The organism is Chromobacterium sp. Panama, from assembly GCF_003052555.1.
Classification (GTDB): Bacteria; Pseudomonadota; Gammaproteobacteria; order Burkholderiales; family Chromobacteriaceae; genus Chromobacterium.
On sequence record NZ_QARX01000001.1, the window covers coordinates 1482515 to 1500996 of the forward strand.

16 protein-coding genes are annotated in these 18482 nt (G+C 65.4%); 11 read left to right on the forward strand and 5 right to left on the reverse strand.

Translation table 11 applies throughout. The features are described 5' to 3' along the window. Positions 1-260: 260 nt before the first annotated feature. Both pgeF and rluD read right to left on the reverse strand, forming a co-directional pair. Positions 261-1016, reverse strand: a complete 756-nt coding sequence (gene pgeF, locus DB032_RS06760; protein WP_107798795.1) for a peptidoglycan editing factor PgeF — start codon at positions 1014-1016, stop codon at positions 261-263. Then, positions 1006-2109 (reverse strand): 23S rRNA pseudouridine(1911/1915/1917) synthase RluD, encoded by a 1104-nt coding sequence (rluD, locus tag DB032_RS06765; protein ID WP_107798796.1) that lies wholly within the window; start codon positions 2107-2109, stop codon positions 1006-1008. Before rluD ends, pgeF begins: the two co-directional genes overlap by 11 nt. Between rluD and DB032_RS06770 the strand changes: the two genes are divergently transcribed. Continuing rightward, positions 2108-2899 carry an outer membrane protein assembly factor BamD gene (locus DB032_RS06770; protein WP_107798797.1) on the forward strand — a complete coding sequence of 264 codons (792 nt, stop codon included), beginning with the start codon at positions 2108-2110 and terminating at the stop codon, positions 2897-2899. The genes rluD and DB032_RS06770 overlap by 2 nt on opposite strands. Positions 2900-3041: 142 nt before the next feature. Continuing rightward, on the forward strand, positions 3042-4556 hold the full coding sequence (locus DB032_RS06775) for a hypothetical protein (RefSeq protein WP_107798798.1): 1515 nt from the start codon (positions 3042-3044) through the stop codon (positions 4554-4556). Between the two features lie 60 nt (positions 4557-4616). On the opposite strand, the gene DB032_RS06780 is transcribed toward DB032_RS06775, so the two are convergent. Further along, positions 4617-4955 (reverse strand): P-II family nitrogen regulator, encoded by a 339-nt coding sequence (locus DB032_RS06780; protein WP_019100167.1) that lies wholly within the window; start codon positions 4953-4955, stop codon positions 4617-4619. 148 nt (positions 4956-5103) lie between these two features. Here DB032_RS06780 and purL point away from each other — a divergent pair, with 148 nt between their 5' ends. Beyond that, positions 5104-9063, forward strand: coding sequence for a phosphoribosylformylglycinamidine synthase (gene purL / locus DB032_RS06785; protein WP_107798799.1), 3960 nt, complete (start codon positions 5104-5106; stop codon positions 9061-9063). A gap of 80 nt (positions 9064-9143) precedes the next feature. On the opposite strand, the gene DB032_RS06790 is transcribed toward purL, so the two are convergent. After that, complete coding sequence (locus DB032_RS06790; RefSeq protein ID WP_107798800.1) at positions 9144-10064, reverse strand: LysR family transcriptional regulator; 921 nt, start codon at positions 10062-10064, stop codon at positions 9144-9146. A gap of 114 nt (positions 10065-10178) precedes the next feature. Here DB032_RS06790 and DB032_RS06795 point away from each other — a divergent pair, with 114 nt between their 5' ends. The 6 genes from DB032_RS06795 (at position 10179) to DB032_RS06820 (ending at position 14891) form a co-directional block, all read left to right on the forward strand. After that, entirely contained in the window at positions 10179-10943 is a 765-nt protein-coding gene (locus DB032_RS06795; protein ID WP_197081470.1) for a TSUP family transporter, read from the forward strand. 209 nt (positions 10944-11152) lie between these two features. After that, the gene (locus DB032_RS06800; protein WP_107798801.1) at positions 11153-11443 is read left to right on the forward strand and encodes a helix-hairpin-helix domain-containing protein; all 291 of its coding nucleotides are present in this window, start codon (positions 11153-11155) and stop codon (positions 11441-11443) included. Beyond that, entirely contained in the window at positions 11443-12069 is a 627-nt protein-coding gene (locus DB032_RS06805; protein ID WP_107798802.1) for a paraquat-inducible protein A, read from the forward strand. The genes DB032_RS06800 and DB032_RS06805 overlap by 1 nt, the downstream gene beginning before the upstream one ends. Continuing rightward, positions 12051-12683 carry a paraquat-inducible protein A gene (locus tag DB032_RS06810; protein WP_107798803.1) on the forward strand — a complete coding sequence of 211 codons (633 nt, stop codon included), beginning with the start codon at positions 12051-12053 and terminating at the stop codon, positions 12681-12683. Before DB032_RS06805 ends, DB032_RS06810 begins: the two co-directional genes overlap by 19 nt. Then, positions 12673-14301: an intermembrane transport protein PqiB gene (locus DB032_RS06815; protein ID WP_107798804.1), complete on the forward strand. Its 1629-nt coding sequence runs from the start codon at positions 12673-12675 to the stop codon at positions 14299-14301. Before DB032_RS06810 ends, DB032_RS06815 begins: the two co-directional genes overlap by 11 nt. Next, positions 14298-14891 carry a membrane integrity-associated transporter subunit PqiC gene (locus DB032_RS06820; RefSeq protein ID WP_107798805.1) on the forward strand — a complete coding sequence of 198 codons (594 nt, stop codon included), beginning with the start codon at positions 14298-14300 and terminating at the stop codon, positions 14889-14891. The genes DB032_RS06815 and DB032_RS06820 overlap by 4 nt, the downstream gene beginning before the upstream one ends. Here the strand turns inward: DB032_RS06820 and DB032_RS06825 are convergent. Continuing rightward, the gene (locus DB032_RS06825; RefSeq protein ID WP_107798806.1) at positions 14881-16392 is read right to left on the reverse strand and encodes an amidase; all 1512 of its coding nucleotides are present in this window, start codon (positions 16390-16392) and stop codon (positions 14881-14883) included. The two genes, DB032_RS06820 and DB032_RS06825, sit on opposite strands and share 11 nt — an antisense overlap. Before the next feature lie 264 nt (positions 16393-16656). Here DB032_RS06825 and DB032_RS06830 point away from each other — a divergent pair, with 264 nt between their 5' ends. Together DB032_RS06830 and DB032_RS06835 are read left to right on the forward strand one after the other, a co-directional pair. Then, positions 16657-17385, forward strand: coding sequence for a pseudouridine synthase (locus tag DB032_RS06830; protein WP_107801719.1), 729 nt, complete (start codon positions 16657-16659; stop codon positions 17383-17385). Positions 17386-17419: 34 nt separating this feature from the next. After that, positions 17420-18421 carry a hypothetical protein gene (locus tag DB032_RS06835; protein WP_107798807.1) on the forward strand — a complete coding sequence of 334 codons (1002 nt, stop codon included), beginning with the start codon at positions 17420-17422 and terminating at the stop codon, positions 18419-18421. Positions 18422-18482: the final 61 nt, after the last annotated feature.

Consider the following 18482-nt stretch of genomic DNA (forward strand, 5'->3'; position numbering starts at 1 on the left):
CGGAAATTGGTGCGTAATTGGTGTGTTGGGTTTTTGGCCTGTCCGACCGCGCGGTCAATAAAAAGCCCCGCGGGCGGCGGGGCTGTGGGGAGGGTGTCTTAGAACCTGTTTACGATCTGCTGCGCGTCGGCGATACGGCGTTGAAACCGGATTCGAAATGCTCATGTACCGTATGTACACTCCGCTTTCTCAGCCGTTTTCGCCTTGTCTCGCTCTTGCTCGCGAGATCGTAAACACGCTCTTAGATCGTAAACAGGTTCTTACTCCAGCCAGATCAGGCTGGCCATGCGGCCGGTCTGGCCGTCGCGGCGGTAGGAGTAGAAGCGCGCGCGGTCTATCACCGTGCATTCTTCGCCGCCGTAGATCTGTTCCACGCCGGCGGCGTTCAGGCGCTGGCGCGCCAGCGCGTAGATGTCGGCCAGGAATTTGCCGTCGCCGATATCGCTGAAGGCGGCCGCGGCGGCGGGGTCGCGTTCCATGAAGGCGGCGCGCACTTCCGCGCCCACTTCAAAGGCGTCCGGGCCGATGGCGGGGCCCAGCCAGGCCATCAGCCGCGCCGGGCGTTCCTGGCAGGCGGCCACGGCGGCTTCTATCACGCCTTCGCACAAGCCTCGCCAGCCGGCGTGGGCGGCGGCCACCACCGTGCCTTCGCTATTGCACAGCAGGAGCGGCAGGCAGTCCGCGGTCATCACCGCGCACACCGCGCCGCTTTGGCGGCTGAAGCTGGCGTCGGCGTCCGGCGGCTGGGCGCCCACCTCGGCCGCGTTCAGCACCGTCACGCCGTGCACCTGGTTCAGCCAGGCCGGCTCCGCCGGCAGTTGCTGGCGCAGCAGCGCGCGGTTGGCGGCCACGGCGGCCGGGTCGTCGCCCACGTGCTGGCCCAGGTTCAGGCTGTGGAAGGGCGCGGCGCTGACGCCGCCGTTGCGGGTGGTGATCAGGGTGCGCACATTGGGCGGCGCCGGCCAGTCGGCCTCCAGCCAGTCCGGCGCTTGTTCGGCGGGCCGTTCAGCGGACATAGATCACCTCCACGTCGCCGTCGTCTTCATCGTCCTCTTCGTCCCAATCCTCGTCTTCCGGCTCGTCCTGCAATTGCGGCAGCGGCGCGGCGTCGGCGGTGTCGCCGTCTCCGCGCAACACGTCCAGCAGGTGGCGCAGGTCGTCCGGCAGCGGGGCTTTCCAGTTGCGTTCTTCGCCGCTGGCCGGGTGCACCAGGGTCAGGGAGTAAGCGTGCAGCGCCTGACGGCCCAGCGTCTTCACCACGGCGGCCACGCCTTCGTCCATCTTGTGGCGCAGGTTGCCGTAGACCGGATCGCCGGCCAGCGGGTGGTTGGCCTCGCGCATGTGCACGCGGATCTGGTGGGTGCGGCCGGTTTCCAGCTTGCATTCAATGTAGGAGTGGCTGGCGAAGCGTTCCAGCACCCGCACATGGGTGATGGCCTGTTTGCCGCCAAACTTCAACACGGCCATTTTCAGGCGGTTGTGCGGATCGCGGCCCATCTGGGTTTCTATGGTGCCGTCAAACGGCACGTTGCCGTCGGCGATGGCGCGGTAGATGCGCTTGACGGTGCGCGCCTGCAACTGGCGCACCAGCTCGGTCTGGGCCGGCAGCGTCTTGGCCACCACCATCAGGCCGCTCGTGTCCTTGTCCAGGCGGTGCACAATGCCGGCGCGCGGCACCTGGGCCAGCGCCGGGCAGTGGTGGAGCAGGCCGTTGAGCAAGGTGCCGCTCCAGTTGCCGGAGGCGGGGTGGACCACCAAACCGGCCGGTTTGTTGATCACCAGGATATGATCGTCTTCAAAGATGATGGGCAGGTCCATGGCTTCCGCCTGGAAGGCCATCTCCTCGTTGCTGCGCATCAGGGTGACGTCCAGCTTTTCGCCGCCCAGCACTTTGGTCTTGGGCGCGGCGGGTTTGCCGTCCAGCAGCACATGGCCGTCCTTGATCCATTGCGTCAGCCGGCTGCGGGAGTATTCCGGCATCAATTTCGCCAGCGCGGCGTCCAGCCGTTCGCCGCACAGCGACAGCGGAACATCAAGTTGTTGTGTAGCGGATACCTCGTTTTCCGAGATGTCGCTATAATCGTCCGGGTCAAAGTAAGGATCAGTCATGAAAAGATACGTTGTCGCTGCAATGTTGGTGATGGGGCTTGCCGGTTGTGCAACCACGGAAACCTACGATGAGACTCGCGGCTGGACCGTGGAAAAGCTGTATTCGGAAGCGCATGATGAGTTGAACAGCGGCAATTATACCCGCGCTGTCAAGCTCTACGAAACGCTGGAAGCGCGTTTCCCTTACGGGCGCTACGCCCAGCAGGCGCAGATGGACCTGGCTTACACCCATTACAAGGATAATGAGCCGGAGCAGGCCATCGCCTCCGCCGACCGTTTTATCAAGCTTCATCCCACCCATCCAAACCTGGACTACATCTATTATCTGAAAGGCTTGGTGTTTTACAACGATGATTCCGGGCTGCTGGCCAAATGGGCCGGTCAGGACATGAGCGAGCGCGATCCGCGCGCCGCGCGAGAGGCTTTCGCCGCCTTCCGCGAGCTGGTGACGCGCTTCCCCAACAGCATTTACAAGGAAGACGCCTCCAAGAAGATGGAGCGGCTGCTGGACGCGCTGGGCGGCAACGAGATGCATGTGGCCCGTTATTACATGAAGCGCGGCGCTTACCTGGCGGCGGCCAACCGCGCCCAGGGCGTGGTGAAGAGTTACGCCAACACCAAGTATCCGGAAGAGGCGTTGGGCATCATGGTGGCGGCTTACGACAAGCTGTCCATGCCGCAACTGCGCGACGACGCCAAGCGCGTGCTGGCGCTGAACTACCCCAATAGCGAATACCTGAAAGAAGGCTGGTCCATCGAGGACATGCCGTGGTGGAAGCTGTGGAAGTAAGCCGACCTTAAATGGTTTGAAAGCCCCCGGAATCCGGGGGCTTTTTGTTTGATGTCGCGCAGGCGCAGCGGGGCAAGGGTTTGAGGGCAATGCCTGCGGGATGATATGGTTTCGCCCTTTAAGCTGATAATCATAATTAGCCATGTCCAAAACCTTCGCCTCCCTATTGGCGCTGGCCGTCTTGTGCGCGCCGCTTGCCGCCGCCGCAAAACCAGACTTCGTCCTATTGAAAGCGCGTTACCCGGAAAAGCTGTCCTACGACGGCTCGGCGCAATTGCTGAGCGCCGGCAGCGGCGAACTGAACGATTCCGCCATGGGTTTGATCGACGCGCTCAAGCTGCGTTTTCCCTGGCATGAGCTGTGGGCGCTGCGTTCGGCCAATGGCCTGAGCTTGCGTCAGGGGGGAATGGAGGCGGCCTTGCCTTTGCCCAAGGGCGGCTATTTCACCGCCAGCTATGTGGCGATGTCGCGAGACGGCCTGACCTTGGCTTTTGGAAGCGGCGGGGACGGCAAGCTGGAGGCGGTGCGCTGGCGGCGCGGCGGGACGTTGGAAACGCTGGTGCCTGCCGGCCAGGCCTGGCTGTCCGGCGTCACCGACATCAGCGCCGACGGCCGCACGGTGATTGGCTGGCTGCTGAGCGATAAAGGAGCCATGCCGCGCGGCTTCCAATGGGTGGAGGGCAAGGGCTTCAGCTTGTTGCCGGAGCCCATGAGTCTGCCGCTGGCGCTGAGCGCGGATGGGGCCGTAACGGCCGGCATCGCCCTGCGCGGCGATCTGGACACGCTGCGACGGATGCGGCGCATGCAAGATTTCATGAATGAAAGCCCGCTGATGAGCGATGGCGTGGCGACTCAGCTGCATGTTTCCGGCGTCCATCTGGGGCGCGGCGATGTGGCCGGCTACTTCAAGCATGCCGACACCGGCATGTGGCACGGCTTTGTCTGGAACTCGGACGAGGGTAAGCCAAGCCGGCGCGAGCCCTTGCCGTGGCCGGTCGAGGCGGAAGGCAAGATGGATGGCGCGCAGCGCGACGCTCAGGTGTTGGCCTGGGCCGGCATGAGCGGCGCAGACGGGAAGATCTTCACGGAAAGCGACGCCGTGCGTTGGCGTGGGGGCGAGGGTGTTAGTGTGATCCGCGCCAAGTCGGTGTTGGAGGGCTTGTCCGCGGACGGGCGCACGGTTTTTGTGTCCTTTGACCGGGAAAACGACCATAGGCGCGCCTTGGTGCAAATCTCGCCGGAGGGCGAGGCGGATCTGGAGGCGGCGGTGCGCGCGGAAACCCGCAAGGAGAGCCTGGGGATGTTCTTGCGTTCGGTTTCCGAGGATGGCCGCCGCGTATGGCTGAGCGCGTCCGCTATGGACGGAGAACACCCGCTGCGCTTGGAAAACGGCAAGCTGGCGCCGTTCTCGCCGGTGATCGGCGATCTGACGCTGACCGCTTATAGTCAGGACGGCCGCGTGGTGGCGGGCATCTCCACCCAGCCGGAGCAGGGCGGCTACGCCACTTTACGCTGGCGCTTTGGCGCGCCCAAGACGCAGCGCCTGTTCTGCCCGGGCGAGGAGAGGAGCAGCAGCCACATCGTCATGTCCGGGGACGGCAAGGTGGTGGCCGCGGGGCAGGATACGCATACCTGCCTGTTCGGGCCTTTGGATTAAATGACAAGGCCCCGCGGAAGCGGGGCCTTGGAGAACGGGTTCCGGCGCTTGCCGGTGGGCTTAAATCGCCTGTTCGTTGGTTTCGCCGGTGCGGATGCGCACCACTTGCTCCACCGGGGTGACGAAGATCTTGCCGTCGCCTATCTTGCCGGTGCGGGCGGTGGCGACGATGGTTTCGATGGCGCGCTCCACCAGGTCGTCCGGCAGGATCACTTCCACTTTCACCTTGGGTAAAAAGTCCACCACGTATTCGGCGCCGCGATAGAGCTCGGTATGGCCCTTCTGGCGGCCAAAGCCCTTGACCTCGGTGACGGTCAGGCCGTTGATGCCCAGCTCGGACAGGGCCTCGCGCACCTCGTCCAGTTTGAACGGCTTGATCACGGCTTCAACCTTTTTCATGCTGGAAGCTCCTTGCTGATGAGAAGAAATGCTGTCTAAATGCGGATTATTTTATTAAGCGGCGGACATCCGGGCAATTAGCCGCTTAAAACAAACAGTGAATTGCTGTATTATGACGCGCTTTCCTGATACTTGTCGCGGGTGTCTAATGTCTTACCTTACCAAGCTCCGTGGCGGCGTTGCGCTGTCGCCGTTCCGTCTTGAAAAACTGCTTGCCGCAGCCGCCGAAGCCGGGCTGCCGGACCTCAGCATCAGTGCCGAATTTTGGCATTTCGCCGAAAGCGAAACCGAACTGACGCTGGAAGAGCAGGCCACCTTGGGCAAGTTGCTGAGTTACGGCGAAGCGCCGTTGGCCGGCCAGCCGGATGGCGAACTGTTTCTGGTGACGCCGCGATTGGGCACTTTGTCGCCCTGGGCCTCCAAGGCCACCGATATCGCCCAGCACTGCGGGTTGGGAGGGATTTACCGCATCGAACGCGGCACCGCCTTCTGGGTTAAGTCCGCGCAACAATCTTTAAATGAAGAGGCTCGTCATATTTTGACGGGCCTCTTGCACGATAGGATGACGGAAACGGTGTTGGCCTCGCTGGACGACGCCGCTCGCCTGTTTGTCCATCAAGATCCGCAGCCGATGAGCAGCGTGGACATCCTCGCCGGCGGCCGCGCGGCGCTGGAGGCGGCCAACGCCGATCTGGGCCTGGCCCTGTCCGAGGACGAAGTGGAATATCTGGTGGAAAACTTCACCAAGATGCGCCGCAATCCCACCGACGTGGAATTGATGATGTTCGCGCAGGCCAACTCCGAGCACTGCCGCCACAAGATCTTCAACGCCAAATTCATCATCGACGGCGAGGAGCAGGAAAAGTCGCTGTTCCGCATGATCCGGGACACCCACGACGCCAATCCGCAAGGCACGCTGGTGGCGTACAAGGACAACGCCTCGGTGATCGAAGGCGCTTTCATCGAGCGCTTCTATCCGCAGCCGGAAGGCCACGGCTACGCTTACCACAGCGAGCCCACCGATATTCTGATGAAGGTGGAAACCCATAACCACCCGACGGCGATTTCGCCGTTCGCCGGCGCGTCCACCGGCAACGGCGGCGAAATCCGCGACGAGGGCGCCACTGGCCGCGGCTCGCGTCCCAAGGCCGGCATGACCGGTTTCACCGTGTCCAATCTGAACATCCCCGGCTTTGTGCAGCCGTGGGAGCGTTACAGCGATGTAGCGGCGCAATACGGCAAGCCGGAGCGCATCGCCTCCGCCTTGCAGATCATGCTGGAAGGCCCTATCGGCGGCGCGGCGTTCAATAATGAGTTCGGCCGTCCCAATCTGACCGGCTATTTCCGCACCTTCGAAGAAGTGGTGGAAGGCGAGATGCGCGGCTATCACAAGCCGATCATGATCGCCGGCGGCCTGGGCAATATCCAGCAGCAGCAAATCCACAAGAACGAGATTCCGGAAGGCGCGCTGCTGATTCAGCTGGGCGGCCCCAGCCTGTTGATCGGCCTGGGCGGCGGCGCGGCCTCGTCGATGGACACCGGCGCCAACAGCGCGGATCTGGACTTCGACTCGGTACAGCGCGGCAACCCGGAAATCGAACGCCGTTGCCAGGAAGTGATCGACCGCTGCTGGCAGATGGGCGACGCCAACCCCATCGTGTCGATTCACGACGTGGGCGCCGGCGGTCTGTCCAACGCCTTCCCGGAGCTGGTGAACGACGCCGGCCGCGGCGCCGTCTTCCATTTGCGCAAAGTGCACCTGGAAGAAAAGGGCATGACGCCGATGCAGATCTGGTCCAACGAGTCGCAGGAGCGCTATGTGATGGCGGTGCTGCCGCAGGATCTGGAACGCTTCACCGCGCTGTGCGAACGCGAGCGCTGCCCGTTCGCGGTGCTGGGCGTGGCCACCGACGACGGCCATCTGCAAGTGCGCGACGATCACTTCGACAACAAGCCGGTGGACATGCCGCTGGAGGTGTTGCTGGGCAAGCCGCCGCGGATGACCCGCGACGTAGCCACTCGCGAACGCGATCTGGCCATCTTCGACGCCTCGCGTTTTGAATTGAAGGAAACCGCGCTGCGCGTGCTGCGCAACCCGACGGTGGCGGACAAATCCTTCCTGATCACCATCGGCGACCGCACCGTGGGCGGCATGACCGCGCGCGATCAGATGGTGGGCCGCTGGCAGGTGCCGGTGGCGGACGTGGCCGTCACCACCATGGGTTTCAACACCTACCGCGGCGAAGCGATGGCGATGGGCGAACGCACGCCCACCGCGTTGTTCGACGCGCCGGCCTCCGGCCGCATGGCGATAGGCGAGGCGCTGACCAATATCGCCGCCTCTTTTGTCGGCCACCTGGGCAACGTCAAGCTGTCCGCCAACTGGATGGCCGCCGCCGGCCACCCGGGCGAGGAAGCGCGCCTGTACCGCACGGTGGACGCGGTGTCCAAGCTGAGCCAGGACCTGGGCATCAGCATCCCGGTGGGCAAGGACTCCTTGTCGATGAAGACGGTGTGGGAAGAGGCCGGCGAGAAGAAGGCGGTGACCGCGCCGCTGTCGCTGATCATTTCCGCTTTCTCCCCGGTGGAAGACGTGCGCAAAACCGCGACGCCGGAGCTGAAAGAGGACAAGGACACCGATCTGATCCTGATCGACCTGGGCTACGGCCGCTGCCGTCTGGGCGGTTCCATCTACGGCCAGGTATGGAAGGCGATGGAAGGCAAGGCGCCGGACGTGGAAAGCCCGCACCAGTTGGCGGCCTTCTTCAACACCGTGCAGACGCTGTTGCGCGACGATATGTTGCTGGCCTATCACGACCGCTCCGACGGCGGCCTGTTCGTGACCTTGTCGGAAATGATGTTCGCCGGCCATATCGGCGTCACCATCGATCTGCAGGAACTGGTGATCGAGCGCAAGAACACCCAGCGCATCATCGACGACTTCGTGCAGCCCACTCAGGAAGCCGCCACCCATGGCCGCCTGATGCGGGTGCTGTTCAATGAAGAGCTGGGCGCGGTGTTGCAGGTGAAGAAATCCGACACGCCGGAAGTGATTTCGCGCTTCATGAAGGCCGGCATCGGCCGCGAGCTGTTCGTGATCGGCCGCGTGAACAACAAGGACCGTCTGGTGATCAAGCACCGCGGCGTGGAGTTGTTCAACGAGAGCCGTTCCGATCTGCACCGCGAATGGTCCGAGACCAGCGCCCGCATGCAGCGCCTGCGCGACAATCCGGCCTGCGCCGACAGCGAACACCTGCTGCGTTCCAGCCCGAAAGCGCCGGGCCTGAGCGCCAAGCTGAGCTTCGACGTGCACGCTGATCCGGCGGCGCCCTTCGTCGCCGGCGGCGCGCGTCCGCGCCTGGCGGTGCTGCGCGAGCAGGGCGTCAACGGTCAGCTGGAGATGGCGGCCGCTTTCGACCGCGCTGGTTTCGACACTGTGGACGTGCATATGAGCGACGTCATCAGCGGCCGCGTGTCGCTGGCGGACTTCAAGGGCCTGGCCGCCTGCGGCGGCTTCAGCTACGGCGACGTGCTGGGCGCCGGCGAAGGCTGGGCCAAGAGCATTCTGTTCAATCCGCGCGCCCGCGATCAGTTCGAGGCCTTCTTCGGCCGCGGCGACACTTTCGCGCTGGGCGTGTGCAACGGCTGTCAGATGATGTCCAATCTGTCGTCCATCATCCCGGGCGCCGAACACTGGCCCAAGTTCCACCGCAACGCTTCCGAGCAGTTCGAGGCGCGCTTCGCCATGGTGGAAGTGACGGCCTCGCCGTCCATCTTCCTGGGCGATATGGTGGGCAGCCAGCTGCCGGTGGTGGTCAGCCACGGCGAGGGCCGCGCGGTGTTCGCGCCGGGCGCGCAGGAGCAGGCGCTGACGGCGTTGCGCTATGTCGATTTCGACGGCCGCGCCACCCAGACCTATCCGCTGAACCCCAACGGCTCGCCGGCGGGCATCACCGGGGTGACCACGGCCGACGGCCGCTTCACCATCATGATGCCGCACCCGGAACGGGTGTTCCGCACGGTGCAGAACAGCTGGCACCCGGCGGATTGGGGCGAGAACGGCGCTTGGTACCGGATGTTCGCCGCCGCCCGCCGCTGGGTGGGTTGAGCGGGGCCATGGCGGGCCGGTGTTCCGGGCCATGGTGAGCACGATCGAAACGGAAGCTTTGGCTTCCGTTTTTTTATGGTTCAGCGCGCTTTAAGCCCGTAGCCGGCGTCGCGGGCGGCCGCGCGCACCTCCTCCAGCAATAGCCGGGCTTTGCGCGGAATGCGGCGGTTGGCGAAGACGGCGTGCATCTGCGGATTGTCGCCGTGGCTGGAGACGATGCGGTAATCCGGACACAGCCGCAGCAGCTGGCCGGCGCGCACCAGCGGCTCGGCCAGCCAGTCTCCCAGGCGGGCGACGCCCAGGCCGGCCAGCACGGCGTGGAGCACGGCGCTGCCGGAGCTGACGCGGTGCCAGGGCGTCAGATTGAGGCTGAGCTGGTGGCCGGCGGACACGAAGTTCCAGGCTTTCAGCACGCGCGGCGCGGAGTGGATCAGCACCCGGTGCTCCGGCAGTTGTTCCGGCGTTTGCGGCGCGCCGTGGCGCTCGACATAGGCCGGGCTGGCGTAGAGGTGGCGCTGGTAATCCCACAGCGGGTAGCCGATCAGCTCGCTGGAGGCGGGGAAGGCGCCGCGGATGCTGAAGTCCAGCTTCTCGCGTATCGGGTCCAGTATGGTGTCGCTGTACAGCACGTCGAAGCGCAGCTCCGGGTTGGCGTCGGCCATGCGGGTCAGCACCGGCGGCAACAGAGCGTGGCTCATCGCCTCCGGCGCGGAAAAGCGCAGCAGGCCGCGCGGCGCCTCGCTCAAGGCCGCCAGCTCGTCCTCGGCTTCTTCCTGCAGGTCCAGCATCTTGCGCGCCGCGGCGTAATAGCTTTCGCCGGCCAGGGTCAGATTGACCTGTTTTTGCGAGCGCGCCAGCAGGCTGCCGCCCAGCGCTTCTTCCAGCGTCTGCACCGCGCGGGTGGCGCTGCTGGGCGATGTGCCCAGCTGGCGCGCGGCGGCGACAAAGCTTTTTCTTTCCACCACCGCGCAGAACACGCGCAATTCCCATAATGATTTCATCCCGGCCCCGGCATTCTGATTGCGATTTTCGCAATACGGTATTGCAAGCACGCTTGGCTGGCAAGGCATAGAATCTTGTCCTAACTGTAAGCGGCGCGGAGCCGGGAGAAGTGGATGCTGTTGACCTTGAGTTTTTTGTGCGTGATTGCCTTCGCCGCCGGCCTGGTGGACGCGGCGGTGGGCGGCGGCGGCCTGATTCAGATTCCGGCCCTGTTCAGCGCCTTGCCCAATCTGGCGCCGGCCACGGTGTTCGGCACCAATAAGCTGGCGGCGGCCATGGGCACGCTGTCCGCCGCGCGGTCCTATCTGAAGCGGGTCAAGGTGCCGTGGCGCTTGGTGCTGCCGGCGGCGGTGGCGGCCTTCTTCATGTCCATTGCCGGCGCGGCCACGGTCAGCCTGATCGACAAGGCCGTGCTGCGCCCCCTGGTGTTGGCGCTCCTGGTGGTGATGGCGGTGTACACCTTGTGGAAGAAGGACTTCGGCTCCCTGCACAAGCCGGTGGCGATAGGCCGGCGCGAAATGGCGATAGGCATGGCCATCGGCGGCGCCATCGGTTTTTACGACGGCCTGTTCGGCCCCGGCACCGGCAGCTTTCTGATGTTTTTGTTCATCCGCTTCTTCGCTTTCGATTTTCTGCACGCCTCGGCCTCGGCCAAGGTGGTGAACCTGACCACCAACTGCGCGGCGCTGCTGTTCTTCATCCCCGCCGGCCATGTGCTGTTCCAGTACGCGCTGCCGATGGCGGTGTGCAATATGGCCGGCGCGACGGTGGGCACCTGGGTGGCGATGAAGAAGGGCACCGGCTTTGTGCGGGTGCTGTTCCTGCTGTTGACCAGCACCTTGATCCTCAAGCTGGGCTGGGACATCTTCCACGGCTGAGCGTCTGTTCAAGTCCGCCGTGCTGGACCGGGCGCGGCGGGCGCCGTTGCGCAAGGCGCATGCGCCGCCTCCCTTCCGTTTCTTCCTTTCCTCCCTCCTTGTCTCGCCTAATTCTCGGGATGTTGAACGGCCTCCGGGCCGGGCCGGCTTTTGAACTCTGGCGCGGCCTCCTTTATGATGCGGGTTGTCGCCATCTGCGCAGAGAGTTTATGCATCCATCACGTTGTCCGCCCGCGGCGCGGGCGCGGCATTTGCGCGAGCTGCCCAATATCGGCCCCAGCCTGGCCGAAGATTTGCGCTTGCTCGGCATCGAAGAGCCGCGCCAATTGCGCGGCGCCGAGCCTTTGCGGCTGTACCACCGTTTGTGCGAACTGACCGGAACCCGGCAGGACCCGTGCGTGCTGGATACGCTGATGTCGGTGGTCCATTACATGGACAGCGACGAGGCGCGGCCGTGGTGGAGCTTCACCGCCGAGCGCAAGGCGAAAGGCGGCTACTGATGACGCGGCCGGACGCCGATTCCAAGCTGACCGCCTGCCACGATTGCGATCTACTGATGCGGGTGGCGTTGAAGGGGGAGGGCCGGACGTGCTGCCCGCGCTGCGGCGCTTTGGTGCGCCGTTACGGCGCGCAGCGGCAGGACGCCGAACTGGCGCTGCTGCTGACCGGGGTGATCGCCTTTCTGCTGGCCAACGTCTATCCGGTGGTGACCCTGGAGGCCGCCGGAGCCCGCAGCGCGGCCACCTTGTGGCAGACGGTGGTGGCGCTGGAGCGCCAGGGCATGTTGTCGGTGGCGATGCTGGTGATGTTCACCGGCATCGTGATGCCGTCGCTGGAGCTGGGCAGCATGCTCTATGTGCGGCTGCCGCTGGCCTTCGGCCATGTGCCGCGCGGCTTTCCCTGGCTGATGCGGCTGAAGATACTGACCCGCCCGTGGTGCATGGTGGAAGTGTTTTTGCTGGGCATCCTGGTGTCCCTGGTCAAACTGGTCAGCCTGGCCACCGTGCACGTGGGCGTGGGCCTGATGGCCTTGTTCGCCTTGATCGTGTTGATGGCGGCCAGCGCCAGTCGTTTCAATCCGGAAGACTTGTGGGAGCGTTGTCAGCAATGTCGGACTACCGCGTGAAAACCGCCGCGCAGTCCGGCCTGTGGCTGTGCCACGGCTGCGGGCTGCTGTGCCGGGCCGGAGAAGGCGCCCAATCCTGCCCGCGCTGCCACGCCGCGCTGCACTCGCGCAAGCCGCACAGCCTGCAGCGCAGCTGGGCCTTGCTGCTGGCGGCGATGGTGGCCTATCTGCCCGCCAATCTGCTGCCTATCATGGAAACCTCCACCATCATGGGCATGCAGAACGACACCATCATGAGCGGGGTGGTGTATTTGTGGAAATCCGGCTCCTGGCCGCTGGCGCTGGTGGTGTTCACCGCCAGCGTGCTGGTGCCGCTGTTGAAGATTCTGGCCTTGCTGCTCTTGCTGGTGACGGTGCAGCTGGGTTCCGGCTGGGCGCCGCGGCAACGCACGCGGCTGTATCGGGTGGTGGAGGTGATCGGCCCGTGGTCGATGTTGGACATTTACGTGGTGGCCCTGATGGTGGCGCTGGTGCAATGGCAGTCGCTGGCGTCGATCAAGGCCGGGCCGGGGGCGATCGCCTTCGGCACGGTGGTGGTGCTGACCATGGTGGCGGCGATGAGTTTCGATCCCAGGCTGATCTGGGATCAGGTAAAGGAAGACGATGAGCAGTGATCAACCCGAAAAACCGGCCGCAGCCGGCGAGGACTTGCCGGCCGCGGTGCCGGTGAAGCGGCGGCGCTGGTCGCCGTCGCTGGTGTGGCTGATTCCGGTGGTGGCGGCGGTGATAGGCGGCTGGCTGGCGGTGAGCGCGGTCTTGTCGCGCGGGCCCACCATCACCATCGCCTTCCAGAACGCGGAAGGGCTGGAGGCGGGCAAAACCCGGATCAAGTACAAGGACGTGGAGATAGGCGAGGTGAAGGCGGTGTCGGTGAGCCCGGATCGTCAATCCATCCTGGTCACCGCGGAGCTGAGCAAGAACGTGGACGATTACCTGGTGGCGGACAGCCGTTTCTGGGTGGTGCGGCCGCGCATCTCCGGCGGCAGCGTGTCCGGTCTGGGCACGGTGCTGGGCGGTTCCTACATCGGCATGGACGTGGGCAAGAGCAAGGAGCGCCGCACCGAGTTCAAGGGCCTGGAAGTGCCGCCCATCATCAACGCGGACCTGCCGGGCAAGATGTTTGTGTTGCGTTCGGATAATCTGGGTTCGCTCAATGCCGGCTCGCCGGTGTATTTCCGCCGCGTGCCGGTGGGGCAGGTGGTGGGCTATGAGCTGGACCCGGCCGGCAGCGCGGTGAAGCTGTCGGTATTCGTCAACGCGCCTTATGATCACTTCGTCACCGTCAACAGCCGCTTCTGGCACGCCAGCGGCATCGACGTGGCCATCGGCGCCAACGGCCTGAGCGTCAACACCCAATCCTTGGCGGCGATCGCCTTGGGCGGCATCGCTTTCGAAACCCCGCTTAGCGACGGGCCGGACAAGGCGCCGGACGCCAAATACTTATTTCTGCTCAACGAAACCCGAGAGAAGGCGCTGCAGAACCGCGACCGGGAAACCCAGTCCTTCCGGCTGAAGTTCCGGCAGTCGGTGCGCGGCCTGACCGTGGGCGCGCCGGTGGATTTCCGCGGCATCACCTTTGGCGAAGTCACCGCCATCGGCATCGAATACGCGGCGGCGCGCAAGGACTTCGACATGACGGTGGACATCCGCACCTATCCCAGCCGGCTCAACACCCTGTCCGGCGATCACAGTCTGTCGGCCAAGATTTCCGTGGAATCTCTGGTGCGCAACGGCCTGCGCGCCCAGCTGCGCTCCGGCAGCCTGATCACCGGTCAGCTTTACGTGGCGCTGGACTTTTTCCCCGAGGCCAAGCCGGCCAAGGTGGCGGTGCGCAACGGCATGACCGAGTTGCCGACGCTGCCGGGCGATCTGGAAGAACTGCAGCGGGTATTGCAGCGCATTGCGCGCCGGCTGGACAAGGTGCCGTTCGACAGCATAGGCGAGGAGCTGAATCAATCGTTGAAATCGCTGCACCAGACGCTGGACGGCATGCGCAAGCTGTCCGAGAACATGGACGGCAAGGTGCTGCCGCAGGCGGTGAAAACGCTGGAAGACTTGCAGAAAACGCTGGAAAGCACGCGCCAGACGATGCAGGCGGATTCGCCGCTGCAGCAGGACGTGCGCGCGGCGGCGCAGGAAGTGTCGGAAACGGCGCGCAGCTTCCGCGCGCTGGCCGATTATCTGGACCGCCATCCGGAAGCGTTGATACGCGGCAAGGGAGAGAAAAAATGAAATCCATCGCGCAGAGCTTGATCATGCTGGCGCTGCTAAGCGCCTGCGCCTCGCCGCCCACCACCTTCCATCAATTGCGGCCGGCGCTGTCGACGGCGGCCGCGACCCCCGTGCTGGGCGTCAGCGTGATGGTGGGGCCGGCTAGCCTGCCCGCGGGGCTGGAGCGGCCCCAGCTGGTGGTGGAAGACGCCGCCGGCAATGTCGAATTGCTGGACTTGCAGCGCTGGGCCGGTCCGCTGGACCGCATGCTGACGCAAGCCGTGGCGGCGGACCTGTCCCGCTCGCTGGGTCTGGCCAGCATCTACGCCTATCCGCAACCGGGCATGGGCGGCGGGGACGTCCGCTTATTGCTGGACGTGCGCCAGCTGCGCCTGCGTCCGGGGCGCGACGCCTCGCTGGAAGTGGCTTGGCAGGCGTTGCCGACGCAGGGCGACAAACGGCCGCTGGCCAGCGGTTATTTCCTGCAGAGCCAGCCTTTGGCGACGCCGGACGCCGCAGCGGCCGCGGCCGGCCTGCAGACGCTGGTGACCGAACTGGGCCGCCGGCTGGCCGGCGAGTTGGGGCCGGCTCTGGCCGGCTTCAAGCGCTAGGCGGGGCCGGCGGGCGCCGTTGCGCCCACGGTCTGGCCTGTTCCAACTGGCGGGCCAGCCGCAGCAGGGTCAGGTCGTCGCCGCAGCGCGCGACGAATTGCACGCCTATCGGCAGCCCGGCCTGGCTCCAGTGCAGCGGCACGCTCATTGCCGGCTGTCCGCTCATATTGAAGGGTATGGTCCAGCCCAGATACTCCATCAGACGGCGCGAAGTGGCCGGAATCAACCGGCCGAAGCGCAAAGTCCAGTCCCAGCCCAGCTTGCCCAGCATCCAGCGCGAGATCGCGGTTTCGGCGGCGCTGGGCCCCAGGCCGCCGACGAGGGCGGGCGGCTGGTTCAGGGTCGGGGTGGCCAGCGCGTCGTAGCGCTGGTGGAAGGTTTCCATGATCCGGGCCTGCTCCCAGGCGAAACCGCGCGCCCAGGCCAGCTCACCGGCGCTGAGCCGCTCGCCGTAGCGCGCCAGCGCCCAGCTGGCCGCTTCCAGTTGCTGGTGGCGCGCCGGTTTGCCGGTGCGGCGCTCGATGTCGCGCAGCAGGCCGGCCATCTCGCCGCAGATGATGGCCAGCATCGCGCGGTTGTATTCCTCCGGCGACGCCAGCGGCGGCGACGCTTCTTCCACCTCGTGTCCCAGCTCGGTCAGCAAGGCCAGCGCGTCGTCCAGCGCGGCGGCGCAGTCCGGGTGCAGCGCGCCGCCCAGGATGGGGCGCTTGCTCCAGGCGACGCGCAGCTTGCCGGGCTCGCGCTGATGCGCGGCGAAAAAGCTTTGCTCCGGCGCCGGCCAGTAATAGGCCTCGCCGCCGCGCGGGCCGCCGGCCAGCAGGTCCAGCATCGCCGCGCTGTCGCGCACGCTGCGCGTCAGCGCGTGTTGGCAGACCAGGCCCTGCCAGCCCTCGCTGTAGTCCGGTCCGGCCGGGCCGCGTCCGCGGCTGGGCTTGAGGCCGAACACGCCGCAGTTGGAGGCGGGAATGCGGATGGAGCCGCCGCCGTCGCCGCCGTGGGCGATGGGCACGATGCCGGCGGCCACCGCCGCGGCCGAGCCGCCGCTGGAGCCGCCCGGGGTGCGGGTCAGGTCCCAGGGATTGCGGCTGAGGCCGTAGACCTCGGATTCGGTGTAGGGACTGAGGCCCAGTTCAGGCGTGGCGGTTTTGCCGATGAAGATCAGGCCGCCCTGGCGATAACGTTGGATGATGTCGGCGTCGCGCGGCGCGACATAGCCGTCGAACAGGCGGCTGCCGTTGCGAGTGGGCACGCCGGCGATGTCGGCCAGCAAATCCTTGATCAGCATCGGGCAACCGGCAAGCGGGCCGGCGCCTTGCGCTTGCCGCAACTGGGCCTGAGCCTGTTCCGGCAGCGGCAGGCAGACCGCGTTCAGCGCCGGATTCCAGCGCTCCAGCCGTGCCTGGGCCGCGGCCGCGGCCTCGCCGGCGCTGATCTGGCCGCCGGCGATCAGCTGGGCCAGGCCAATGCCGTCGTATTGTTCATAGTCGTTGAAAACGGTCATGCGATCCTCGTGGCGATGCGGTGGCGTAGGCTTATGCTAACGGTATCGTTGGCGCAAGGCCAGGCGCAAGGCCTTTTTGGGCGCAGGCGGGCCAAAGGGCGTATCCATCCATGGTCAGCGGGGGCGCTATCCCCTACAATACGGCGAAATGCAACAGCGGACTTGCCGGTGGTTGCGGGTGGCCCGAGCGTCTGTCTTGGAAGATGGAGACGGAGCGGGCGCCGCAGCGGGCGCAAGCCGCTTTTTTTATTACGGAACGAAATGATGGAACCAGTGCGCCTGTCGAAACGCATGGCCGAGTTGGGTTTGTGCTCGCGCCGCGAGGCCGATAGCTATATCGAACAAGGGTGGGTGAAAGTGGACGGCGAGGTGGCCGTCCTCGGGCAGAAAGTGCTGCCGCACAATCTGATCGAAGTGGACAAGAAGGCGCAGGACGCTCAAGCCTCGCGCGTCACCATCCTGCTGAACAAGCCCATGGGTTACGTGTCCGGCCAGGCCGAGGACGGCTACGAGCCGGCGGTGGTGCTGGTCAAACCGGAAAACCAGTGGGCGGAGGACAAGAGCCGCCGCCGGTTTTCTGCGCAGCATCTGAGAGGGCTGGCGCCGGCCGGCCGCCTGGACATTGATTCGGTGGGCCTGTTGATCCTGACCCAGGACGGCCGGGTGGCCAAGCAGATCATCGGCGAGCATTCCAGCGTGGACAAGGAGTACCTGGTGCGGGTGGAGGGCGAACTTTCCGACGAAGGTTTGAGTCTGCTCAATCACGGTCTGGAGCTGGATGGTAAAAAATTGCTGCCTGCCACCGTGGCTTGGCAAAACGAGGATCAGTTGCGTTTTGTGCTGCGCGAGGGCAAGAAACGCCAGATCCGCCGCATGTGCGAACTGGTGGGCTTGCGCGTGGTAGGCCTGAAGCGGATTCGCATCGGCAAGGTCAAGCTGGGCAATCTGCCCACCGGCCAATGGCGCTATCTGCGCGACGACGAATCGTTTTGATCCGGCCGGACGGCCGGTTGTCAGTGGGGGACGCATGTTAGGGCGCTTGTTGCAAAGATGGGGGCTGGATGCCGAAAGCCGGCAGCAGCAGCGGGAGTTGACGCAGGCGATAGAGAGCCTGGTCGACGGCACGGACAAGCGTTTGCGCCTGTCTCCCGGCTATCTGGACGCGCTGGCCCCGGGCATGCGCGTCACCCAAGCCTATCTGGCCGAGTTGCCCAGCCGAATGCCGGAGCCGCTGACGCTGTCCTTGCGCGGCTTTGCGCAGGACCCGCGGCTGGGCTTGCTGTTTTCCGGGCCGGCCAGCCTTTTGTCCTGCCTGCGGCAGAGCGAAGCCTTGCGCAATTTCTTCCTGTCCGCCAGCCAGGGCGACGAGGCCTGGGCCTTGTTGTCGATGGCGCGCAGCGAAACCGGCCGCCTGGGCGTGGCGATGGAGGGCGGGGAGCTGCGCCGCGAAGTGCCGCAGCAGGTGGTGAGCTTCGACGGTCATAGGCTGGCCATGCCCTGCGCGTCGCGCGAGCTGCTGCTTGAGAGCAGCGCGCGGCGCAGCGAGGAAATGCTGGTCACGGTGATCGCGCGGCGGCTGAGCCTGCTGGAGCAGTTGCGCCAGACCTTGGACAACGAGATGTCGCGGCTGCAATTGCGCTTGAGCGTGCTGCGTTGCGAGGCCGGCACCGTGGTGGACGGCTCCTCGGACGGTTCGCCCTTGCCCGATACCTGCGAAGGGGTGCAGCGGCGCATGGCCGAGATCGAGCCCCAATTGCGCGAGGCGCGCGGCGCGCTGAGCCTTGAGGGCTTGCTGGAGACGGTGCGCCATGTGCTGGAGCATCCGGCCGAATATTTTCGGCTGGAATGGCGGACCTTGTACCTGAACCGCATGGGGATCAAGCAGGACGCGCCGGGCGAAGACGCCACCGAACTGGAGTTCGAAGAGCTGGTGCTGGGGCAGGCCCAACCTTTGCGCCGCGCCTTGATGCCGGTGCGGGTGACGCGCCAGGCGCTGGCGGAACTGGAGCGGGAATTCGGCAGCGACTGAGACGGGGCCCGACTACGCCAAAGCGGGCTGTGCAAAGCCGAAACAAGGGCTATGCTGGAAC